The organism is Hymenobacter sp. PAMC 26628, from assembly GCF_001562275.1.
Lineage (GTDB): Bacteria > Bacteroidota > Bacteroidia > Cytophagales > Hymenobacteraceae > Hymenobacter.
Window position 1 is genome coordinate 4,125,964 of sequence record NZ_CP014304.1, and the last position, 22,999, is coordinate 4,148,962.

Here is a 22,999-nt window from a genome sequence, read left to right on the forward strand (position 1 = left end):
TTACACAAGATTAAATTAAAAACAGTTGAACTGTTATTCTGATTTGATCTAAATTAAAAATCCCGAGCTTACGCCTTTTAAAAGACGTAAGCTCGGGATCCGATAAATGTCAATAGCTGATACTACCAGCTCGATTTGGTCACCCCGGGAATTTTCCCAGCAAGGGCCATTTCACGAAAGCGCACCCGGCTAATGCCAAACTTACGCATATAGCCGCGAGGGCGACCATCAATCATGTCACGGTTGTGCAGGCGCACAGGCGAAGCATTTTTAGGCAGCTTGTCGAGACCTTCATAGTCACCGGCAGCTTTCAGAGCCTTTCGCTTCTCAGCGTAGCGGGCCACGGTAGCAATACGCTTGCGCTCCCGTGCTTTAATGGATTCTTTAGCCATGAGTTCGGGAGATTATGCTTCTTTTTTGGCGTTGGCGAATGGCATCCCGAAAGCTTTAAGCAGCTCGTAGCTTTGCTCATCGTTTTCAGCAGTGGTTACAAAGGTGATATCCATACCCGAAATGCTTTTGATTTTATCAATCGAGATTTCAGGGAAGATGATTTGCTCTTTCACACCTAATGTGTAATTTCCGCGACCATCAAAGCCTTTATCATTGATGCCTTTAAAGTCGCGCACACGGGGCAGAGCCACCGTCAGCAGGCGATCCATAAACTCGTACATCCGCTCACCGCGCAGGGTCACTTTGGCACCGATGGGCATACCCTCACGGAGCTTAAAGTTCGACACCGAACGCTTAGCAATAGTCGGAACAGCTTTCTGACCAGTTATAGTTGTCAATTCTTCCACACCGTTGTCCACTAGCTTCTTGTCAGCAACCGCTGCGCCAATACCGCGGTTGATGCAGATTTTGGAGATGCGCGGTACCTGCATAATGCTCTTAAACTGGAATTTCTCCTGGAGCGCCGGTACTACGTCTTTTTGGTATATATCTTTCAGTCGAGCCATGATGCGAGGGGCTAATTAAGCCTTTTTCGTGACAGGTGCCTTACGCACCCGATCACCAGTTTTGGGATCAATAGCCTGCACGTTGCTTACGTGCATAGGCGCCTCCATCTTGGTAATGCCTCCCTGGGGCGACTTGGCGCTCGGCTTGTTGTGCTTGGTCACTAGGTTGAGACCATCCACGATTACGCGCTGGGTCACCCGGTTTACCGATTTGATAACACCGGTCTTGCCACGCTCGTCGCCTGCAATCACCTTCACGGTGTCGCCCGACTTCACGTGCAGCTTGACGGGCAATTCTTTGTTAATAGCCATGGCTTACAGTACTTCGGGGGCCAGCGATACAATTTTCATGAACTGGCGCTCACGCAACTCACGAGCCACTGGCCCGAAGATGCGCGTACCGCGCGGCTCGTCGTTGTTGTTGAGCAGAACGGCGGCGTTGTCGTCGAAGCGAATGTAGCTGCCGTCTTTACGGCGTACTTCCTTCTTCGTGCGCACCACTACGGCCTTGCTCACGGTGCCTTTTTTAGCGTTGCCGGAAGGAATAGCCGATTTAATGGCTACCACAATCTTGTCACCAACGCTGGCGTATTTCTTGCCCGTACCACCCAGAACGCGGATGCAGAGCACTTCCTTGGCACCGCTATTATCGGCCACCGTCAGGCGGGATTCTTGCTGGATCATCGGTCTGGGTTATTTAGCACGTTCAAGGATTTCAACCAAGCGCCACCGCTTTATCTTACTCAGCGGGCGTGTACTCATGATGCGTACCGTATCGCCTTCACCACACTCATTCTTCTCGTCGTGAGCATGGAATTTGGTGGTTTTGGTCACAAACTTCCCGTATTTAGGATGTTTTTGCTTTTCAACCACAGCTACCGTGATGGACTTTTCCATCTTACTGCTAGTCACCTTACCGACGATTTCCTTGCGCGCGTTGCGATCAGATGCGGGGTCGTGAGCCGGCAACAGTTTTTCTTGAGTTGGTTCCATTATTGAGCGGGGTTAATGGCCTGCTCGTTATTGCGGCGGGTATGCTCGGTAAGCAAACGGGCAACATTTTTGCGGCTAGCCTTCAGACGGGCGGGGTTTTCAAGCGGCGAGATGGCGTGGGCGAAGCGCAATTGCTGGCCTTGAGCACGCTCAGTTTTGATTTGCTCTTTCAGCGCATCAGCGGAAAGGCCTTTAAGGTCGGTCTTGTTTTTCATATTAGGCAGCAGCTTCAACGTAATCGCGGCGCACTACAAAAGTCGTCCGAACCGGCAGCTTCTGAGATGCCAGGCGGAGCGACTCTTTCGCCACTTCCAGCGTCACGCCATCCGATTCAAACATAATCTGACCTGGTTTTACGCAGGCCACCCAATACTCAGGCGAGCCTTTACCCTTGCCCATTCGCACTTCAGCGGGCTTTTTAGTAATTGGCTTATCAGGGAAAATGCGGATCCATACTTGCCCTTCGCGTTTCATGGCGCGGGTCATGGCAATACGAGCAGCCTCAATCTGGCGAGCCGTAATCCAAGACGTTTCCAGCGACTTGATGGCGAACGAACCGAAGTCTATGGAGCTGCCGCGGTAGGCTAAGCCAGTCACGCGACCCTTTTGCATCTTGCGATACTTAGTCCTTTTCGGTTGTAACATGAGAAATTAAATAGAGAGATTATTAAGAATGCGCAGACTGAATCCGCAAAAAGTCCACTTCGAGATGTTAAGGCACGGGGCCCAGCATCCCGAAGTGGCTTCTTATTTTATTTACTAGCGACGTGGGGCCCGACCAGCTCCACCACCTTGGGCAGGGCCGTTACGACGAGGCCCATTGCTATCGCCACGGCCAGCACCGCTACCAGGAGCACCACCTGCAGGGTTGCCACCACGGTCTCGGCGAGGACCACGGTCACCGCCGCGGTCACTGCGTTCACCGCGGGGGCCACGGTCATCACGGCGTCCACCGGCGTCGCCACCTGGGTTTGTCTGCTGTTGGTTAGGTGACAAATCGGGTTTGCCAAATACCTCCCCACGCATTACCCACACCTTGATACCAATTTTACCATATACGGTCTGAGCTTCCGACAACGCGTAATCAATATCAGCACGCAGGGTGTGCAACGGAGTACGTCCTTCTTTGTATTGTTCAGAGCGAGCAATTTCAGCACCGCCTAAACGACCGCCGCACTGGATCTTGATGCCTTCAGCTCCAACCCGCATAGCGGCTTGAATTGACATCTTCATAGCACGGCGGAAAGAGATACGAGCTGCTAATTGCTGAGCAATGCTCTCACCCACCAACTTGGCATCCAGTTCTGGTCGCTTAATCTCAAAAATGTTAATCTGAACATCTTTGTTGGTGATTTGCTTCAGTTCGTCCTTAATCTTATCAACTTCCTGACCGCCTTTGCCAATTACCACACCTGGGCGAGCCGTGTTGATGGTGATAGTGATCCGCTTAAGGGTACGCTCAATCACAATGCGGCTGATGCCACCTTTCTGAATACGGGCGTTGATGTATTTACGGATTTTTTCGTCTTCCACCAATTTTTCGGCGAAATCCTTACCTCCGTACCAGTTCGAGTCCCAGCCTTTAATAACTCCCAAGCGGAAGCCAACCGGATTTACTTTCTGTCCCATATTATTTATGAGTTGGCCTCGGCCTGATTTTCGGTGATAGAGGAATTAGCAGCTTGCGCTTGGGCGGCTTTACTGCCAGCCTTCTCAATCATCGTGTCGATTTTCAGCGTCACATGATTGCTACGCTTGCGGATCCGGTGGCCGCGCCCCTGGGGGGCTGGACGCAAACGCTTTAGCTGCCGGCCTTCGTCAACGAAAATTTCGCTGATGTAGAGGTTAGCTTCTTCAATGCGTTGGTCTTCGTTATGTTGCTGCCAGTTGGCCAAGGCCGAGAGGAGCAGTTTCTCAATCTTCTCAGCACCGCTATTGGCTTCAAAACGAAGCAGACCGAGGGCCCGCGTCACTTTTTGGCCGCGTACCAAGTTGGCTACCAAGCGCATCTTGCGCGGCGAGGTAGGCACATTGCGGAGTTTTGCTACTGCTTCCATCTTAGCGCTTGCCTTTATCTTTTTTGGCGACGTGACCACGGAAGTTACGCGTCGGAGCAAATTCGCCCAACTTGTGTCCTACCATGTTCTCGGTCACATACACCGGGATGAACTTATTGCCGTTGTGAACAGCGAAGGTGTGGCCTACGAAATCTGGCGAAATCATTGAGCGGCGCGACCAAGTCTTCACCACCGATTTTTTACCAGCCGTTTCGAGCGCCGTGACTTTCTTCTCTAGCCGGAAGTCAATGTACGGCCCTTTTTTGAGTGAACGTGCCATATATTACTTCTTGCCTTTGCGGCTCACAATCAGGTTCTCCGAATATTTGTTTTTATCGCGGGTCTTGTAGCCTTTCGACAGCAGACCATTGCGGCTACGCGGGTGACCACCCGACGATTTACCCTCACCACCACCCATTGGGTGGTCAACAGGGTTCATAGCCACACCACGAACCCGGGGACGACGGCCAGCCCAACGATTCCGGCCAGCTTTGCCCATACGCACATTCATATGGTCACCGTTTGAGACTGTACCCACCGTAGCCATGCAGGTTACCAGCACCATACGCATTTCACCCGAAGGCAATTTCAGCGTAGCGTAACGCTCTTCGCGGGCTACAATCTGAGCGTAGGTACCAGCCGAACGAGCCATAGCTGCTCCTTGGCCAGGCTGCAACTCTATGTTGTGTACGATAGTACCAAGTGGGATCTCACGTAGTGGCAATGTATTGCCAACTTCAGGAGCTACACCAGGACCCGACACTACTTGCGTACCAACGGTAAGGCCAGCCGGGGCAATGATGTACCGCTTCTCACCATCAGCATAGCCGAGTAGTGCGATACGCGCAGTACGGTTAGGGTCGTACTCGATAGTCTTCACCGTGGCAGGCACACCGGCCTTGTCACGCTTGAAGTCCACAATACGGTACTGGGTTTTATGCCCACCGCCGATGTAGCGGTTCGACATTTTACCGGAAGAGTTCCGGCCACCCGATTTCTTGAGGGAAGTCATCAAGGACTTCTCCGGGGTTGACGTCGTTAGCTCGTCAAACGCCGGCGCAACGCGAAAGCGTTGCCCTGGGGTTGTTGGTCTGAGTTTTTTGAGTGCCATTACTAGCTAGTTGTGCTTTTGCGGCGGATAATGCTACAGGTTACCGTAAAAGTCGATGATATCGCCTTCTTTCACAGTCACAATGGCCTTTTTGCCATGAGCGCGGCGGCCGGTGGCTTGGCCGCTACGGGTAGCCTTTGACTTCATTTTGCCAATGGTGCGCATCGTATTGATATCGGTTACCGTCACGCCATAAAGCGCTTCGATGTCCTTCTTGATTTGCACTTTATTAGCGGTGCGCTCCACCTCAAAGGTATAGCGGCCTTTCTCGTTCAGGCCTGTGGCCTTCTCTGTTACGATGGGACGTTTCAGCGTGCTCATTATTCAGCGGTGCTATAGAGTTGAACCAACGAAGCCATGCCATCTTCGGAAATCAATAGCGTATCCGTATTCAGCAAATCGTGGGTATTGAGGCCAATAGGCGTCGATACTTTAACTTTCTGTATGTTGCGGGCACTGAGAATGACGTTCTTGTTCACCTCGGCGGTAACAAGCATCGTTTTCTTACCATTGTTTAGCTTAAGGCCGTCCATGATGGCAACGAAATCTTTGGTGCGGGGAGCATCCATAGCGATATTCTCCACCAAAGAAATTTTGCCATCTTTAGCCAAGCTCGACAGAGCCGAGAGGCGAGCTACGCGCTTGGTCTTTTTATTGAGTTTGAAATTGTAATCACGGGGCTGCGGGCCAAACATCCGGCCGCCACCAACGAATACACCTGACTTCATGCTGCCAGCTCGGGCACCGCCCGTACCTTTTTGCTTCTTAAGCTTTTTCGTGGTGCCGTGCACCTCGTTACGCTGCTTGGACTTATGTGTACCCTGACGCTGATTAGCGAGGTACTGCTTCACGTCCAGGTACATCACGTGCTCGTTAATGTCGAGTCCGAAAATGTCCTCCGACAACGTGACCTTGCGGCCAGTGTCTTCGCCTTTGATGCTATATACTGCGAGTTCCATTGCTGCGTCGGGTTATTTCTCCAGGACCACGTAAGAGTTCTTGGCACCGGGTATTGAACCACTCACCAAGATCAGGTTCTTGTCGGCTACTACGCGCATCACTTTCAAATTTTGAATTTTGACACGGTCGCTGCCCATGCGGCCACCCATGCGCATTCCCTTGAACACACGCGAGGGCCATGAACAAGCCCCAATAGAACCGGGGTGACGTAGGCGGTTGTGCTGGCCGTGGGTTTGGCCACCAACACCCTGAAAGTTGTAGCGCTTTACGACCCCCTGAAAGCCTTTGCCTTTTGAGGTACCAACTACATCGATAAACTCGCCTTCTGCGAAGAGCGAAGCGTCGATGGTAGCACCAGCGGCGTAAGTCGATTCCGCGTCGAGACGAAATTCAACAAGCTTTTTCTTAGGAGTGGTACCAGCTTTAGCGAAGTGACCGGCCAAAGCCTTGGTCGTATTCTTCGTCTTTTTTTCGCCGTATCCAATCTGAACGGCGGTGTAGCCGTCGTTGGCGATAGTCTTAACCTGCGTCACTACGCACGGACCCGCTTCGATGAGCGTGCAGGGAATATTTTTCCCGTCCGGAGTGAAGAGGCTTGTCATACCGATTTTCTTACCGATGATGCCAGGCATTCTGTGGAAATTTATGAATACAAAAAGAAAACGGCCGAGTGCCGTTTTCGCTAAGGGAGTGCAAAGATAGAATTAAAGTCCGAATTTTCCCAATATGGCTTACAAATAATTCCCAAATGAGGCAGTTAGCTTTTAATAATCTCATTTGGTTTACATAAAACTCAAAAGAAATTCCAGTAAAAAGCCCCGTTGCGATTAGTCGCAACGGGGCTTTTTACTGAATACATTAAGTTAGGTCTTCAGACTTTGATTTCCACATCAACGCCGCTAGGCAGTTCCAGCTTCATCAAAGCATCTACCGTTTTCGACGAAGTCGAGAAGATGTCCACCAAACGCTTGTAAGTGCAGAGTTGGAATTGCTCCCGGCTCTTCTTATTCACGTGAGGCGAGCGCAGTACGGTAAACTTCTCTTTTTGCGTCGGCAACGGAATTGGGCCGCTAACGATGGCGCCGGTAGCCTTTACGGCTTTCACGATTTTCTCAGCCGATTTGTCTACGAGGTTGTGGTCGTAAGACTTGAGTTTGATGCGAATTTTCTGGTTCATTGGGGTTTTGGTCCGATTGACCAAGTTAGTGACCGGTATTAGGGGGTGTTATTTGGAACCTTTAACTTTAGCAATAATGGCCTCAGCCATGTTGCTGGGTACTTGCTCGTAGTGCGAGAACGTGAGCGATGCCGAAGCACGGCCCGACGAAATGGTGCGCAATGCCGTCACGTAGCCGAAAAGCTCCGAAAGGGGCACATCAGCTTTAATTAACTGGGCACCACCTTTAGTGTCCATACCTTTCATCAAACCACGACGACGGTTCAAGTCACCCGTTACCGGGCCAGTGTATTCGTCAGGGCAGACAACTTCTACACTCATAATGGGCTCGAGCAATTTCGGGCCAGCTTGGCGAGCAGCTTCGCGGAAACCGCCGCGAGCAGCCAATTCAAACGATAGTGCGTCCGAGTCAACGTCGTGGAAGGAACCATGGTAGAGACGCACTTTCATACCCTCGATTGGGAAGCCAGCCAAGGGGCCCTGCTTCATCGCTTCTTCAAAGCCTTTCTGAATCGGGGCGATGAATTCACGCGGGATAACACCGCCTACAATAGCGTTGTCAAACTCAAACCCGGGCTTTTCTGGTTCTGTTTCTTTCGGACCAAGTTCGAAAACGATATCGCCGAACTTTCCGCGACCACCGGTTTGCTTCTTGTACGTCTCGCGGTGGTCGACCTTCTTAGTGAGAATCTCTTTATAGGCCACTTGTGGGGCCCCCTGGTTAATTTCCACTTTGAACTCACGACGCATGCGGTCAATGATAATTTCCAAGTGCAATTCGCCCATGCCACGCAACACCGTCTGGCCGGTTTCGGGGTCAGTGTTTACTTTCAACGTGGGGTCTTCCTCGATAAGCTTGGCAATGGCCATGCCCATTTTGTCTACGTCAGCTTGCGTTTTCGGCTCAATTGCGTAACCAATTACCGGCTCGGGGAAGCTCATCGACTCAAGGACGATGGGGTACTTCTCTTCGCTTAGCGTATCACCGGTTTTGATATCTTTGAAACCCACACCAGCAGCAATATCACCCGCCTGAATTTTATCAATCGGGTTCTGCTTGTTGGAGTGCATCTGCATCAGACGTGAGATACGCTCCTTTTTGCCAGTACGGTTGTTTAGTACGTACGAACCGGCATCCAATACCCCGCTGTAACAGCGGAAGAAGCACAGACGGCCTACGAACGGGTCAGTAGCGATTTTGAAAGCCAGCGCAGTGAAAGGCTCCGTGTTATCAGGGTGACGCTCAATTTCAGCTCCGGTATCCGGGTCGCTGCCCATAATAGCGGGCATGTCGAGCGGAGACGGCAAGTAGGCCATAACGCCATCCAGCATGGTTTGCACACCCTTGTTCTTGAAAGCCGAGCCGCACATAACCGGCGAGAACTTCATGTCGATAACCGCTTTGCGGATAACAACCATCATTTCCTCACGGGTAATGGAGTCCGGATCATCGAAGAATTTCTCCATCAACGCATCATCGTACTCAGCTACGCTTTCTACTAGCTTTTGTCGCCACTCAGCCACAGTCTCCACCAAATCCTCAGGTACTGGGATTTCGCTGTATGATTTGCCTTCCGTCGCATCGTCCCACACAATGGCTTTGCCAGTCAGCAAATCCACAACGCCCTTAAACGTATCCTCAGCACCAATCGGAATCTGGAGGGGCACGGGGTTAGCCCCGAGCTTGTCCTTGATTTCGGCAACGGCCTTGAAGAAGTCAGCACCGGCACGGTCCATTTTGTTGACGAAACAGATGCGCGGCACTTTGTACTTATCAGCTTGGCGCCATACCGTCTCCGACTGAGGCTCTACGCCCGATACGGCGCAGAACAGAGCTACTGCTCCGTCAAGCACGCGCAACGAGCGCTCCACTTCCACCGTGAAGTCTACGTGGCCTGGCGTATCGATCAGGTTGATCTTGTACTGATGCGTATCGGCAATTGGGTCACCCTTGATGTCCGTTGGGTAGTTCCAGAAAGTCGTGGTAGCGGCTGAAGTAATCGTGATACCCCGCTCCTGCTCCTGCTCCATCCAGTCCATCGTGGCGGCACCGTCGTGCACTTCCCCGATTTTGTGGGTTTTCCCGGTATAATACAGAATACGCTCCGAAGTCGTGGTCTTACCGGCGTCGATGTGCGCCATAATCCCGATGTTGCGGAGGTACTGGAGTTCTTTGTTAACGGCCATGATTATGTTTAAGGTCTTAGGAATAAGGGGCCCCAAGGACTTGGTTGTTCAACGTCAGATTGCGTCAAAAAAATCCAAGTCCCCTGGGGCCCCAAATGCCGGACAACCAATTTAGAATCGGAAGTGCGAGAAAGCTTTGTTAGCTTCCGCCATGCGGTGCGTATCGTCTTTTTTCTTGACGGCGGCACCTTCGCCTTTGGCAGCGGCGATGATTTCACCAGCCAATTTGTCTTTCATCGTTTTCTCACCACGGCGGCGAGCGTACTGAATCATCCATTTGGCACCTACCGAAATACGGCGATCAGCGCGCACTTCAATTGGAACTTGGAAAGTAGCACCACCCACGCGACGGCTTTTCACCTCAACAGTTGGCATTACGTTATTCAGGGCTTTGCGCCACATCTCGAGGCCGCTTTCCTTGGTCCGCTGCTCCACTAGATCGCAGGCATCATAGAAAATGGTGTACGCTAGGTTTTTCTTCCCGTCGTACATCATGTAGTTTACAAAACGCGTCACCAGCGTCTCTTTGTACTTAGGATCGGGAAGCAGAATGCGCTTCTTTGGTTTCGACTTTCTCATTGGAATTTTTGGTATTGGGTAGTCGGTAGTCAGCAATTGAAGCCAGCGCCCATTAAACCCAAGGGCTCGAATGCTGACAACTAACTACCAACTACTCAATCACTATTTTTTCTTGCCAGGTGCGGCTTTTCCACCTTTGCCAGCGGCCGCAGCAGGCTGACCAGGCTTAGGACGTTTGGCACCGTACTTCGAGCGGCGTTGCGTCCGGCCACTTACACCAGCAGTGTCAAGGGCACCGCGGATGATGTGGTAACGCACACCCGGCAAGTCTTTTACCCGGCCCCCACGAATCAGCACAATGCTGTGCTCTTGGAGGTTGTGGCCTTCACCGGGAATGTATGCGTTTACTTCCTTACCGTTGGTAAGGCGCACACGGGCCACTTTGCGCATAGCCGAGTTCGGCTTCTTAGGCGTGGTGGTGTACACACGGGTGCACACGCCCCGACGCTGCGGGCACGAGTCAAGCGCGGGCGACTTTGACTTTGTGGTCAAAGCCTCACGGCCTTTTCGTACTAATTGGTTGATAGTTGGCATTTAGCGAATGATTAGCAGGAGCCGTTTGCCCCCAATTTTTGGCTTGCAAAGGTAAGTTTATTTCCTTGCAATAGCAAACTACGTGAGTTGGTTAATTTTAAGTGCCGGCTGGGCCCCTAAGCTTCCCCTACCGCACCACCGAAGCTTATCGGGTAATTGGGCGCATCGCTATGCACTTTGATGTGGCCAAACGACTGTTCGTAACGCTCCACATTTTCGGACAGTGCTGCGAGCAGGCGCTTAGCGTGTTCAGGCGTTACCACAATGCGCGATTTGACCTTAGCCTTTGACATTCCCGGCATCATCCGGATAAAATCAATCACGAACTCGCTGTTGCTATGGGCTATAAGAGCCAGATTGGCATACTCGCCTTCGGCCATGTTTTCAGAAAGCTCAATGTTGATGGCGTTGGGATCTGGCGTTTGTTCAGGCTGCATACGGTCGTTTTTTTTGCGGCGTTACGCCCAAGAAGGCTTGCCAATTAATGAAAAAAGTAAAAGCCGACCGGCTCACACCGGTCGGCTTCTTCTTCACTCAACGCGGAGCCAAATTATTCGGCTACGGTTTCCCGCTTGCCAGCGCGCGAGGGGCGCTTGGCAGGCGTAGCCTCTTCGGCGGCTTTAGCAGCCTGCTGGGCTTCTACCTCGTCTTTAGTTTGCACTATCTGACGCGTGTATTCCAGCAAACCAGTACCGGCCGGGATGAGATGACCGACAATCACGTTTTCCTTTAAGCCCAACAGCTCATCGGCTTTACCACGGATGGCAGCCTCCGACAGCACCTTGGTCGTCTCCTGGAACGAAGCAGCCGAGATGAACGACTGCGTGCCCAGGGAGGCTTGCGTGATGCCTTGCAGCGTAGGACGTGACACCGAAGGCTGCGCCTCGCGCACTTGCACGAGTTGCAGGTCGCGGCGCTTCAGGCTGCTGTTCTCGTCGCGGAGGCGGCGAGCCGTCACAATCTGACCGGGCTTCATCGATGCCGAGTCGCCGGCTTCCGTCACCACCTTCATGTCGATGATGGTGTCGTTTTCCTCCATGAAAAGGATTTTGTTGATCACCTGGTTCTCAAGGAACGAGGTATCACCAGCATCTAAGATCACCACTTTCTGCATCATCTGGCGGACAACCACCTCAATGTGCTTGTCGTTGATTTTCACACCCTGCAAGCGGTACACTTCCTGAATCTCGTTCACGAGGTACTCTTGCACAGCCCCGGGGCCCTGAATGCTCAGGATATCGGAAGGCGTAATAGCACCATCCGAAAGCGGCATACCGGCGCGGATAAAGTCGTTGTCTTGCACCAGAATGTGCTTCGACAGCGGCACCATGTACTTTTTCTTCACGCCGTCTTTTGACTCGACGAAGATTTCACGGTTGCCACGTTTTACCGAACCGTAGGTTACCACACCATCAATTTCCGACACAACGGCCGGGTTCGACGGGTTACGGGCTTCGAACAGTTCCACTACGCGCGGTAGACCGCCGGTGATGTCACGGGTTTTGCCCACCATGCGCGGAATCTTGGCCAGGATATCACCTGCCTTGATTTTCGCGTTGTTCTCAATATTGATGTGCGAACCCACGGGCAAGCTGTAAGCCCGCTGAGCATCGGCATCGGCTTTTTTGCCACCCTTCACAATGATGGACGGGTTCTGAGCCTTGTCTTTGCTTTCAATGACTACCTTCTCGCGGTGGCCTGTTTGCTCGTCCGACTCCTCGCGGTAGGTAATGCCCTCCGTGATGGCGTCGTACTGCACGGTACCATCGAACTCGGCCAAAATAACGGCGTTGTAAGGGTCCCAGGTGCAAAGCTCGTGGCCTTTCTCTACCTGCTGGCCTTCTTTTACAAGCAGGACCGAGCCATAGGGAACGTGGTTAGAAAGCAACACTTTACCAGTGACTGCTTCTACCACTCGGATTTCACCCGAGCGACCCATTACCACTTGGCCTTTCACGCCTTCAGCAGTCAGGGTATCCACGGTGCGGATATCTTCAAACTCAACCACGCCGGCGAATTTAGCCTTAATGCCTGCCTCTACGGCAATGTTTGAAGCGGTACCACCCACGTGGAACGTGCGCAACGTAAGCTGAGTACCGGGCTCACCAATCGACTGGGCAGCGATAACGCCTACTGCCTCACCGCGCTGGACCATGCGGCCCGACGACAGGTTACGGCCGTAGCACTTGCCACAAATGCCGCGCTTCGATTCACAAGTCAACACCGAACGAATCTCCACCGACTCAATGGCCGTCTGGTCAACACGACGGGTGATTTCTTCAGTAATCTCACCGCCAGCAATCAGGATCATCTCATCGGTCAAGGGGTCCACAATGTCGTGGACAGCTACTCGGCCGAGGATGCGTTCAGATAGCGGCTCCACAATGTCCTCGTTATCCTTTAGAGCGAAAGTTTCGATGCCCCGCAGGGTACCGCAGTCGCTCTGAGTAACGATTACATCTTGGGCCACATCATGCAGACGACGGGTCAGGTAGCCGGCGTCAGCCGTCTTCATAGCCGTGTCAGCAAGGCCCTTACGGGCACCGTGCGTCGAGATAAAGTACTCAATTACGTCTAGGCCTTCTTTGAAGTTAGACAGAATCGGGTTCTCGATGATCTCACCTACCGAACCTTGCAGCGACTTTTGAGGCTTGGCCATCAGGCCACGCATGCCGCCAAGCTGACGAATCTGCTCACGCGAGCCACGGGCCCCCGAGTGCATCATCATGTAGATGGAGTTGAAGCCTTGGTCTTCCTTCTCCAGGCGGCCCATAAGGGTCTCGGTGATCTGGTTATTGATGCGCGTCCAGATGTCGATAACTTGGTTGTAACGCTCGTTATTGGTGATCAAACCCATCTGATAGTTCTGCGTTACTGCAGCTACGTCAGCTTGGGCTTGCGCAATCAACTCGTCTTTCTCCTTGGGAATGTTTATGTCACCAAGGCCCATACTCAAGCCGCCCTTGTAGGCTGACTGGAAACCGAGGGTTTTGATGTCGTCCAAGAATTGCGCCGTGCGGGCCATGCCCGTGCGCTTAAACACCAGCGAAATAATTTGCTGGAGCTTCTTTTTAGTCAATAACTCGTCCACGAAGCCCACTTCGGCGGGCACCATCTGGTTGAACAGCACGCGACCGGCTACCGTCTCAATGACTTTCGTCACTAAGTCATCGTTCTCGTCGCGAATGACCGTGCGCACCTTGATGTAAGCGTGCTTCGAAAGCTGGTTTTCGTTCAAGGCAATCACCACTTCCTCGTCCGAGTAGAACACACGGCCTTCGCCCTGGATCCTCTCGTTATCGGTACTGCGCTTGCCTTTGGTTACGTAATACAACCCGAGCACCATGTCCTGCGAGGGCACCGCAATGGGGGCCCCGTTGGCGGGGTTCAGGATGTTATGCGAAGCCAACATCAGCATGGAGGCTTCCAGGATAGCAGCCGGGCCCAGAGGCACGTGCACAGCCATTTGGTCACCGTCAAAGTCGGCGTTGAAAGCCGTACACACCAGCGGGTGTAGCTGGATAGCTTTACCCTCAATAAGACGCGGCTGGAACGCCTGGATGCCCAAGCGGTGCAACGTGGGGGCCCGGTTGAGGAGCACGGGGTGGCCTTTCAGTACGTTCTCTAGGATATCCCAAACAACGGCGTCTTTGCGGTCCACGATTTTCTTGGCCGATTTGACCGTTTTCACGATACCGCGCTCGATGAGCTTGCGGATGATGAACGGCTTAAACAGCTCGGCAGCCATGTTTTTAGGCAAGCCGCACTCGTGCAATTTCAGCTCGGGGCCCACTACGATAACCGAGCGGCCCGAGTAGTCCACACGCTTACCAAGCAGGTTCTGACGGAAACGGCCTTGCTTGCCTTTCAGCATATCAGACAGCGACTTCAGGGCCCGGTTGCCTTCGGCGCGCACGGCATTCACCTTGCGTGAATTATCGAAGAGCGAATCAACGGCTTCTTGCAGCATCCGCTTCTCGTTCCGCAGAATCACTTCCGGGGCCTTGATTTCAATCAGGCGCTTGAGGCGGTTGTTGCGGATGATGACGCGGCGGTACAGGTCGTTCAAGTCCGAGGTAGCAAAGCGGCCACCATCGAGCGGCACCAGCGGGCGCAGCTCGGGCGGAATCACCGGCACCATGCGGATGACCATCCACTCGGGCTTGTTCTCCACGCGGGTAGCAGCGTCGCGGAAGGCTTCCACTACGCGCAGGCGCTTCAGCGCTTCCGCCTTACGCTGCTGCGAGGTTTCGTGCGCAGCCGAGTCACGGAGCGAATAGCTTAGCTCGTCGAGGTTGATACGCTCCAGTAACATCTGCAAAGCGTCGGCCCCCATCTTAGCGATGAATTTATTGGGGTCTTCGTTCGGCAACATCTGGTTTTCACGCGGCAGCTTATCGATGACGTCCAGATACTCGTCCTCCGTCATGAAGTCGAGTTGCTGCACGCCTTCTTCGGCCATTGCGCCGGGCTGCACCACCACATAGCGCTCGTAGTAGATGATTTGATCAAGCTTTTTGGTGGGCAAGCCCAGCAGGTAGCCGATTTTGTTAGGCAGCGATTTGAAGTACCAAATGTGCGCAACGGGCACCACCAACTCGATGTGACCCATCCGCTCACGGCGAACTTTCTTCTCGGTTACCTCCACGCCGCACCGGTCGCAGATGATGCCCTTGTAACGAATGCGCTTGTATTTGCCGCAGTGGCATTCCCAGTCCTTCACAGGACCGAAAATCCGCTCGCAAAACAGGCCGCCCATCTCGGGCTTGTAAGTGCGGTAGTTGATGGTTTCAGGCTTCACCACTTCCCCCGTCGAACGCTCCAGAATCACTTCCGGCGACGCCAATGAGATGGTGACTTTCGAGAAGTCCTGTACTAATTTTTTGCTTTTTGCAAACGCCATGTTAGGAAGCTGTTAGCTGTTGGCTTGTATGCTGTCAGTTTTTAATGGCTTTTGATGAGCCCGAATAAAACCAACATCGAAAATTCGGCAATCGTGCCTTGGTCATTAGTTACTGGTTGCAGCTACCAGCGCTTTGCCAATAGCTGCAATCAGCAACCAAGACTTACTCCAGCGTGATTTCCAGTGCCAAGCCACGCAATTCGTGGATCAGCACGTTGAACGACTCGGGAATGTTCGGCTTTGGCAATACGTCGCCTTTTACAATGGCTTCGTAAGCTTTGGCACGGCCCACCACGTCGTCCGATTTCACGGTCAATATTTCCTGGAGCACGTTGGAAGCACCGAAGGCCTCCAGGGCCCAAACTTCCATTTCGCCGAAACGCTGGCCACCGAACTGTGCTTTACCACCCAGCGGCTGCTGCGTGATGAGCGAGTACGGCCCAATGGAACGGGCGTGCATCTTGTCGTCAACCAAGTGGCCAAGCTTGAGCATGTAAATCACGCCCACGGTCACCGGCTGGTCGAACTGCTGCCCAGTCAAACCATCGTGCAAGTAGGTACGGCCGAAGTGCGGCAGACCAGCTTCCGCCAGTTCTTTCGATACTTCTGCTTCCGTAGCACCGTCAAAAATTGGCGTCGAGTAACGACGGCCCATTTTCAGACCGGCCCAGCCCAGCACGGTTTCGTAGATCTGTCCGATGTTCATCCGGCTTGGTACGCCCAGTGGGTTCAGTACAATGTCCATCGGCGTGCCGTCGGCAAGGAAAGGCATGTCCTCATCGCGCACGATGCGGGCCACAACCCCTTTGTTACCGTGACGGCCAGCCATTTTATCACCCACCTTCAGCTTGCGCTTCTTGGCGATGTAAACCTTGGCCAGCTGCACAATACCCGCAGGTAATTCATCACCCACTTCCAATGTGAAGCGGTGGCGCTTAAAGTGTGCCGTAATGGTGTTGCGGCGCTTGGCGTAGTTTTTCACCAGCGTTAACAGCATAGCATTCACGCGGGCGTCAGCCGTCCACCCTTCCAGAATCAGGTCCTTGAACAGGTTCACCTCTTCCGGTACGGCGTAGTTGCTTTCGTCCTTGTAAGGGTTCTTCTCGGGGAAGAGGCCCTCGTTGATATTTTTGCGGTTGAACTTAACGCCCTTGGCAATCATCTCTTCGCCAAAGCGGTGCTTGATGCCCTGCGACGTTTTGCCTTCGAGTAACTGCACCAGCTTATCCACCATGATGGCTTTGATGCCACGCAACTCGTGCGCGTACTTGTCCTTCAGGTCTTCCACTTCCTTCTTCGACTTGGCCCGCAGGTTCTTGTCTTTCTTAGGACGTGAAAATAGCTTGGTGCCAATCACCACACCCTGCAAAGAGGGCGGCGCTTTAAGCGAGGCATCTTTAACATCACCGGCTTTATCGCCAAATATGGCGCGGAGCAGCTTCTCTTCCGGGGTTGGGTCCGTCTCGCCCTTAGGCGTGATTTTACCAATCAGGATGTCGCCTTCCCGTACTTCAGCACCCAAACGGATGATGCCGTTATCGTCAAGGTTACGAACTGCTTCTTCGCTCACGTTAGGAATCTCCGAGGTCAGTTCCTCCTCGCCGCGCTTGGTTTCACGCACTTCCAACTCAAATTCTTCAATGTGAATCGAGGTGAAAATGTCGTCGCGAACCACGCGCTCCGAGATGACGATGGCATCCTCGAAGTTATAGCCCTGCCATGGCATGAAGGCCACCTGCATATTGCGACCCAAAGCTAGTTCGCCCTGGTTGGTGCCGTAACCTTCGCACAGCGGCTGACCCTTGCTCACTCGCTCGCCGCGTTTTACTAGCGGCGTTAGGTTGAGGCATGTATCTTGGTTGGTACGGCGGAACTTGATGAGGTCATAAGTGATGCGCTCGGCATCAAAGCTTATCATCACATCGTCTTCCGATAAATCGTACTTTACGACAATCTTGTTGGCGTCAACGTAATCAATTACACCCTCGCCTTCCGATACAACCAGCGTACGCGAGTCGGTGGCAATACGGCCCTCCAAACCGGTACCTACAATAGGGGCCTCGGGGCGCACCAACGGCACAGCCTGGCGCTGCATGTTCGAGCCCATCAGGGCCCGGTTAGCATCGTCGTGCTCCAGGAAAGGAATCAGCGAAGCAGCCACCGATACGATTTGGTTCGGAGCTACGTCCATATAGGAATACTCCTCAGGGTTTACTACCGGGAAGTCACCTTCAAAACGGCCTTTTACCAGTTCCTGGGTCAGTTTACCGTCGTTATCAAGCAAGGAGTTGGCCTGCGCGATGTGGTGCGTGTCTTCTTCCTCAGCGGTCAAGAACTTCACGTTAGAGCTCATGTCCACTTTACCGTCTTTTACGTCCCGGTAAGGAGTCTCAATGAAACCCATCGAGTTCACGCGAGCGTGAACGCACAGCGACGAAATCAGACCGATGTTGGGGCCCTCAGGGGTTTCGATGGTGCACAGACGACCGTAGTGCGTATAATGCACGTCACGTACTTCGAAACCGGCACGCTCACGCGACAGACCTCCCGGCCCAAGAGCCGATACGCGGCGCTTGTGCGTCACTTCAGCCAGTGGATTGGTTTGGTCCATGAACTGCGACAACTGGTTCGTACCGAAGAACGAGTTAATCACGCTGGACAGCGTCCGGGCGTTAATTAAGTCAACCGGCTTGAAATCCTCATTGTCGCGCACGTTCATGCGCTCCTTAATGGTACGGGCCATACGGGCCAGGCCCACGCCAAATTGCGCGTAGAGCTGCTCGCCAACCGTGCGTACACGGCGGTTACTCAAGTGGTCAATGTCATCAACAATGGCCTTTGAGTTAATCAGGCCAATCAGGTATTTCACAATCAACACAATGTCCTGATTGGTCAATACCCGTGAAGCCTGGCTCATATCAATGGCTAGCTTCTTATTGATACGGTAGCGGCCTACTTCCCCAAGGTCGTAGCGCTTGTCCGAGAAAAACAGCTTCTGGATAATATCGCGAGCAGTTTCTTCATCAGGGGCCTCAGTGTTACGGAGCTGGCGATAAATCTGCTCTACAGCTTCCTTCTCCGAGTTGGAGTTATCCTTCTGAAGCGTATTGTATATGATAGCGAAGTCCGCAATGTTAACGTTCTCACGGTGCAGGATAACCGATTTCGCTCCAGCCTCTAAGATGGTATCGATATCAGCCTCCTCAATTATCGAGTCACGCTCCAGCAATACCTCATTCCGGTCGATGGAAACTACCTCACCGGTATCCTCATCCACAAAGTCCTCCGTCCAAGTGCGCAGCACCCGGGCGGCTAACTTGCGTCCGACAGCTTTTTTAAGATTCTTTTTGTCTGCCTTTACCTCCTCCGACAGTCCGAACAGGTCGAGAATGTCTTTGTCAGTACCGTAACCGATGGCACGGAGAAGCGTTGTAACTGGAAACTTCTTCTTGCGGTCGATGTAGGCATACATCACGTTGTTCACGTCCGTGGCAAACTCGATCCACGATCCTTTGAACGGAATGATGCGTGCTGAATACAGCTTGGTACCGTTGGTATGTTTGCTCTGGGCAAAGAATACACCCGGCGAACGATGCAACTGCGATACGATAACCCGCTCAGCGCCGTTAATAACAAACGAGCCTTTTTCGGTCATGTACGGGATGTTACCCAGAAACACTTCCTGCTCAATCGTTTCAAAATCCTCGTTGTCCTTATCATTGCAGATAAGGCGCAGTTTGGCTTTAAGAGGCACCGAGTAGGTTAGGCCCCGGTCAATGCATTCGTCAACCGAGTACTTGGGTGGGTCAACGTGGTAATCTATAAAGTTCAGCACGAAATTTTCGCGCGAATCAGAGATGGGGAAGTTCTCGGCAAATACCTTGAACAAACCCTCATTTGACCGATTCTCAGCGGCGGTTTCCAACTGAAAGAAATCCTGGAACGACTGCACCTGCACGTCTAGGAAGTCCGGATATTCAATAACCTTTCTAATCTTAGCGAAACTGATTCGCTCAGCGGCGGCCGATTTCTGGAGCGCGGCCGTTTTTGCTTTCGGTGTAGCCAATGCGGAGGGGATTAAAAGATGGACACGGAAGCGTAAAACTGGGGGCCACCCAATAGAGGTGGAGGTTCAGCTCTGCGAACCTATTGGTTTACAGCCCAAAACAATTCTGCAAAACAGAACTGTATACTGACACAACGAAGCGCAAACCAACTGGCTTGCGCTCCGGCGATACTACAAACAGGAAAAGACCTGGCTAAGTTGCCAGGTCTAATCCTTATTTGAAGCAGGATAAATACAGCTTCAGAAGCTGCAATTACTTCACCTCTACTTCAGCGCCAGCTTCTTCCAACTGCTTCTTCAGCGTGTCGGCTTCGTCTTTGGTTACGCCTTCTTTCAGGGGCTTGGGGGCACCGTCAACCAGTTCTTTAGCTTCCTTCAGGCCGAGGCCGGTCAGGTCTTTCACCAATTTAACTACGGCCAGTTTAGCACCTCCGGCAGCCTTCAGGATAACGTCGAACGACGTTTTTTCCTCAGGGGCTTCTTCGGCAGCAGCGCCACCGCCACCAGCCATCATTACAGGAGCAGCAGCAGCAGGCTCAATGCCGTACTCGTCCTTCAAGATACCAGCCAATTCGTTTACTTCTTTCACCGTCAGGTTTACGAGCTGCTCAGCGAATGCTTTCAAATCTGCCATTTCAGTAGATTGTTAAAAAAAGTGTTGTTGAAAATAATATTGGAGTACGAGAAATGAGCAAATCGCTTAAGCAGCCTCTTTCTCGGAAAGCGTTTTGAGAATACCAGCCAATTTATTGCCACCGCTTTGCAGCGCCGAAATAACATTTTTGGCGGGCGATTGCAGCAGGCCGATAAGCTCGCCAAGCAATTCTTGTTTGCCTTTGATGGTAGTCAGACCTTCAAGCTGATCCGAACCCACATAGATGCTGGCATCAACGTAGGCCCCTTTCAACACGGGTTTAGGTGTTACGTTACGGCCGTAAGCTTGCGACTTATAAAAATCGCGCAACAGCTTAGCAGGGGCCGAGCCACTCTCCTGCGAGAAAAGTACGCCCGATTGACCTTTCAGCGCAGCGTCCATCTCCGAAGTGTCGTGGCCCAAAGTGTCAAGCGCCTTACGGATAAAGGTATTTTTGTACACCTTATATTCCATACCACGGTTGAAGCACAGACGACGAAACTCGTTGATTTTCGCTACTGACATCACCGAAGCATCGACGATGTAGAACGAGTTGTGCGATTGAAACTTCTCGCTCAACTCGTCCACGAGGGTTTGTTTTTCTTCCCTGTTCATGGGTGAGTCGTTTAATTAGTTAGCGGAAGTAACCTGGCTGTCAACTGGCACCCCGGGCGACATAGTGCTGCTCAGAGTAATGCTCTTAATATAAGTGCCCTTCGACGAAGACGGCTTCAAACGACCCAAAGTCTGGATGATTTCTAGCGCGTTTTCAGCTAATTTGCTTTCGTCGAATGATACTTTACCTACCGAGCAGTGAATGATACCGGTTTTATCAACTTTGAAATCGATTTTACCAGCTTTCACTTCTTGCACAGCTCTAGCTACATCGGTTGTTACCGTACCCGATTTAGGGTTTGGCATCAAGCCACGGGGGCCCAATACGCGGCCTAAACGGCCTACCTTAGCCATTACGGCTGGCATGGTAATGATAACGTCGATGTCAGTCCAACCTTTCTCGATTTTCGAGATGTAGTCGTCCAGGCCCACAAAATCAGCACCAGCAGCGAGGGCTTCGGCCTCCTTGTCAGGAGTTACGAGTGCCAACACACGCACAGTTTTGCCAGTGCCGTGGGGCAGTGTTGCCACACCACGAACCATTTGGTCAGCTTTGCGGGGGTCAACGCCCAAGCGCACGTCAATGTCTACTGAAGAATCAAACTTAGTGTAGGAGATGTCCTTCACTACTTTCGCTGCTTCAAGGAGGCTGCGTACCTCTGTCAGGTCATATTTGGCAAGGGCATCCTTGCGCTTTTTGGTGATCTTTGCCATTTGCTTTTCTCCGTTTAATTATTCTGCGAAAGGAGAATCGCCTTTGACGGTAATGCCCATGCTGCGAGCTGTACCGGCCACTTGCTTCATGGCCGACTCCACCTTAAAGGCGTTTAAGTCAGGCATCTTCGTTTCGGCAATGGTGCGGATTTGATCCCATGTAACCGAACCCACCTTGTTACGGTTAGGCTCTTTCGAACCGCCCTGCAACTTAGCTGCTTCCATGAGCAGTACCGGTGCAGGAGCAGTTTTCACCACAAAGTCAAAAGACTTGTCGGTGTACATGGTAATCAACACGGGACAGATTTGGCCGGCCTTATCCTGGGTGCGCGCATTGAATTGCTTGCAAAACTCCATGATGTTAAGGCCTTTGCTACCAAGTGCAGGTCCTACCGGCGGCGATGGGTTCGCTGAGCCTCCCTTTATCTGCAAGCGCAGATAACCTCTAATTTCCTTGGCCATTTGATTTGTAAGGCTGTGGTTCTTGCGTCGTAACTCGCATTTGCCTCAGTTAGTAGTATACTCCTGTTTGGAAGCCCAGCCGACCCGGAGCCAATGGTCGACATGGTATCATTAGGGCCCCTAGGACTCTTTTTCCACTTGGGTGTAATTTAATTCCATTGGCTGTGAACGGCCAAATATCTTTACAATGACATTAAGCTTTTTACGCTCCTCAAAGATTTCGGAAACAGTTCCTGACATACCGGCGAAACCACCATCCGTTATCTTCACCAACTCGCCCATCACGTAAGGTTTATCAAGGGTAGCAACTTGTTCTTCCGCCTCGTCTACAATACCGAGGATCCGGTTAACCTCAGTGATGTGGAGAGGGACAGGCTTATTGTTGGCAGCGTCCTTCTTGTCCTTGTCACCAAGGAAACCAATAACGCCTGGAGTGCTGGTAATAATATGGTCTACTTCCCCGTGACCTAGATCAGCGTGAATGATGATATAGCCCGGATAAAGGTTGCGTTCACGAACGCGCTTTTTGCCATTACGCATCTCAAATACCTTTTCCACTGGGATCAGCACTTGAGGAACCAACTCGGTCAGGTTGTGGCGACCTAATTCGGTTTCAAGGTAATTCTTGGCTTTTTTTTCCTGGCCACTCACTGAGCGCACCACATACCATTTCAATTCGCCCATCTTCTACTAGTGATTAGCGAAATGATTGATAAAAAGCCGTCAGGCTTTTACTGAATGCAACGTCCATAATGCCGACAACTGCAGCGAATACCAACGAGCCAATGAGCACTAGCCCAGCGCTCTTTTGCAGTTCGATGGCAGTGGGCCACGTCACGCTATAACGCATTTCCTCAGCAGTGGCGCGGAAGTAATTAGTCAGCTTGGTCATTGCAGAAGGGACCGGCTAAGCCAGCAAAAATGAACCGAATGTGAGGCAACCGCCTCAAAATGCACGAGTGGAGAGATTCGAACTCCCATCAAAGGTTTTGGAGACCTCTATTCTACCCTTGAACTACACTCGTAAAGTACACTCCCGGTGACAATA

At 52.2% G+C, this 22,999-nt stretch carries 27 protein-coding genes and 1 tRNA gene; all 28 read right to left on the reverse strand.

Annotation, left to right across the window (positions count from 1 at the left end):
- Positions 1-122: 122 nt before the first annotated feature.
- The gene (gene rpsN / locus AXW84_RS23515; protein WP_035567891.1) at positions 123-392 is read right to left on the reverse strand and encodes a 30S ribosomal protein S14; all 270 of its coding nucleotides are present in this window, start codon (positions 390-392) and stop codon (positions 123-125) included.
- Between the two features lie 12 nt (positions 393-404).
- Entirely contained in the window at positions 405-959 is a 555-nt protein-coding gene (gene rplE, locus AXW84_RS24075) for a 50S ribosomal protein L5 (protein ID WP_068236391.1), read from the reverse strand.
- A gap of 15 nt (positions 960-974) precedes the next feature.
- A complete protein-coding gene (gene rplX, locus AXW84_RS24080; RefSeq protein ID WP_068236393.1) occupies positions 975-1,271 on the reverse strand; it encodes a 50S ribosomal protein L24 in 297 nt (98 codons plus the stop codon).
- A 3-nt stretch (positions 1,272-1,274) separates the two neighbouring features.
- The gene (gene rplN / locus AXW84_RS17915) at positions 1,275-1,643 is read right to left on the reverse strand and encodes a 50S ribosomal protein L14 (RefSeq protein WP_046246583.1); all 369 of its coding nucleotides are present in this window, start codon (positions 1,641-1,643) and stop codon (positions 1,275-1,277) included.
- A 9-nt stretch (positions 1,644-1,652) separates the two neighbouring features.
- Positions 1,653-1,952 carry a 30S ribosomal protein S17 gene (gene rpsQ, locus AXW84_RS17920; protein WP_068236396.1) on the reverse strand — a complete coding sequence of 100 codons (300 nt, stop codon included), beginning with the start codon at positions 1,950-1,952 and terminating at the stop codon, positions 1,653-1,655.
- Positions 1,952-2,167 (reverse strand): 50S ribosomal protein L29, encoded by a 216-nt coding sequence (gene rpmC / locus AXW84_RS17925; protein ID WP_068239669.1) that lies wholly within the window; start codon positions 2,165-2,167, stop codon positions 1,952-1,954. Before rpmC ends, rpsQ begins: the two co-directional genes overlap by 1 nt.
- A gap of 1 nt (position 2,168) precedes the next feature.
- Positions 2,169-2,597 (reverse strand): 50S ribosomal protein L16, encoded by a 429-nt coding sequence (gene rplP / locus AXW84_RS17930; RefSeq protein WP_068236399.1) that lies wholly within the window; start codon positions 2,595-2,597, stop codon positions 2,169-2,171.
- 114 nt (positions 2,598-2,711) lie between these two features.
- Entirely contained in the window at positions 2,712-3,581 is an 870-nt protein-coding gene (rpsC, locus tag AXW84_RS17935; protein ID WP_068236402.1) for a 30S ribosomal protein S3, read from the reverse strand.
- Between the two features lie 5 nt (positions 3,582-3,586).
- On the reverse strand, positions 3,587-4,009 hold the full coding sequence (gene rplV, locus AXW84_RS17940; protein WP_068236405.1) for a 50S ribosomal protein L22: 423 nt from the start codon (positions 4,007-4,009) through the stop codon (positions 3,587-3,589).
- 1 nt (position 4,010) lies between these two features.
- Entirely contained in the window at positions 4,011-4,289 is a 279-nt protein-coding gene (gene rpsS, locus AXW84_RS17945; RefSeq protein ID WP_068191730.1) for a 30S ribosomal protein S19, read from the reverse strand.
- A 3-nt stretch (positions 4,290-4,292) separates the two neighbouring features.
- Positions 4,293-5,120, reverse strand: coding sequence for a 50S ribosomal protein L2 (gene rplB / locus AXW84_RS23525; protein WP_070744235.1), 828 nt, complete (start codon positions 5,118-5,120; stop codon positions 4,293-4,295).
- A 33-nt stretch (positions 5,121-5,153) separates the two neighbouring features.
- Positions 5,154-5,441 carry a 50S ribosomal protein L23 gene (rplW, locus tag AXW84_RS17950; protein WP_068236408.1) on the reverse strand — a complete coding sequence of 96 codons (288 nt, stop codon included), beginning with the start codon at positions 5,439-5,441 and terminating at the stop codon, positions 5,154-5,156.
- Positions 5,441-6,079, reverse strand: a complete 639-nt coding sequence (gene rplD / locus AXW84_RS17955) for a 50S ribosomal protein L4 (RefSeq protein ID WP_068236411.1) — start codon at positions 6,077-6,079, stop codon at positions 5,441-5,443. Before rplD ends, rplW begins: the two co-directional genes overlap by 1 nt.
- A gap of 12 nt (positions 6,080-6,091) precedes the next feature.
- Positions 6,092-6,712: a 50S ribosomal protein L3 gene (rplC, locus tag AXW84_RS17960; RefSeq protein WP_068236414.1), complete on the reverse strand. Its 621-nt coding sequence runs from the start codon at positions 6,710-6,712 to the stop codon at positions 6,092-6,094.
- Positions 6,713-6,951: 239 nt separating this feature from the next.
- Positions 6,952-7,257 (reverse strand): 30S ribosomal protein S10, encoded by a 306-nt coding sequence (gene rpsJ / locus AXW84_RS17965; RefSeq protein ID WP_035567915.1) that lies wholly within the window; start codon positions 7,255-7,257, stop codon positions 6,952-6,954.
- Between the two features lie 48 nt (positions 7,258-7,305).
- The gene (gene fusA, locus AXW84_RS17970) at positions 7,306-9,444 is read right to left on the reverse strand and encodes an elongation factor G (RefSeq protein WP_068239671.1); all 2,139 of its coding nucleotides are present in this window, start codon (positions 9,442-9,444) and stop codon (positions 7,306-7,308) included.
- Positions 9,445-9,555: 111 nt separating this feature from the next.
- A complete protein-coding gene (gene rpsG, locus AXW84_RS17975; protein WP_035567919.1) occupies positions 9,556-10,023 on the reverse strand; it encodes a 30S ribosomal protein S7 in 468 nt (155 codons plus the stop codon).
- A 102-nt stretch (positions 10,024-10,125) separates the two neighbouring features.
- On the reverse strand, positions 10,126-10,557 hold the full coding sequence (rpsL, locus tag AXW84_RS17980; protein WP_068236417.1) for a 30S ribosomal protein S12: 432 nt from the start codon (positions 10,555-10,557) through the stop codon (positions 10,126-10,128).
- 116 nt (positions 10,558-10,673) lie between these two features.
- Positions 10,674-10,994 (reverse strand): DUF3467 domain-containing protein, encoded by a 321-nt coding sequence (locus AXW84_RS17985; protein WP_068236420.1) that lies wholly within the window; start codon positions 10,992-10,994, stop codon positions 10,674-10,676.
- A 113-nt stretch (positions 10,995-11,107) separates the two neighbouring features.
- A complete protein-coding gene (gene rpoC / locus AXW84_RS17990) occupies positions 11,108-15,460 on the reverse strand; it encodes a DNA-directed RNA polymerase subunit beta' (RefSeq protein WP_068236423.1) in 4,353 nt (1,450 codons plus the stop codon).
- 163 nt (positions 15,461-15,623) lie between these two features.
- Entirely contained in the window at positions 15,624-19,526 is a 3,903-nt protein-coding gene (gene rpoB / locus AXW84_RS17995) for a DNA-directed RNA polymerase subunit beta (RefSeq protein ID WP_068236427.1), read from the reverse strand.
- A gap of 253 nt (positions 19,527-19,779) precedes the next feature.
- On the reverse strand, positions 19,780-20,160 hold the full coding sequence (gene rplL / locus AXW84_RS18000; protein ID WP_068236430.1) for a 50S ribosomal protein L7/L12: 381 nt from the start codon (positions 20,158-20,160) through the stop codon (positions 19,780-19,782).
- 66 nt (positions 20,161-20,226) lie between these two features.
- Positions 20,227-20,775, reverse strand: a complete 549-nt coding sequence (gene rplJ / locus AXW84_RS18005) for a 50S ribosomal protein L10 (protein ID WP_068236433.1) — start codon at positions 20,773-20,775, stop codon at positions 20,227-20,229.
- Between the two features lie 15 nt (positions 20,776-20,790).
- Positions 20,791-21,489, reverse strand: coding sequence for a 50S ribosomal protein L1 (gene rplA / locus AXW84_RS18010; RefSeq protein ID WP_068236437.1), 699 nt, complete (start codon positions 21,487-21,489; stop codon positions 20,791-20,793).
- Positions 21,490-21,507: 18 nt separating this feature from the next.
- Entirely contained in the window at positions 21,508-21,951 is a 444-nt protein-coding gene (gene rplK / locus AXW84_RS18015; protein ID WP_068236440.1) for a 50S ribosomal protein L11, read from the reverse strand.
- Positions 21,952-22,071: 120 nt separating this feature from the next.
- Positions 22,072-22,635: a transcription termination/antitermination protein NusG gene (nusG, locus tag AXW84_RS18020; protein WP_068236443.1), complete on the reverse strand. Its 564-nt coding sequence runs from the start codon at positions 22,633-22,635 to the stop codon at positions 22,072-22,074.
- A gap of 13 nt (positions 22,636-22,648) precedes the next feature.
- Positions 22,649-22,843 carry a preprotein translocase subunit SecE gene (secE, locus tag AXW84_RS18025; RefSeq protein WP_068236446.1) on the reverse strand — a complete coding sequence of 65 codons (195 nt, stop codon included), beginning with the start codon at positions 22,841-22,843 and terminating at the stop codon, positions 22,649-22,651.
- A 62-nt stretch (positions 22,844-22,905) separates the two neighbouring features.
- Positions 22,906-22,976 (reverse strand) — tRNA-Trp (locus AXW84_RS18030).
- Positions 22,977-22,999 lie beyond the last annotated feature (23 nt).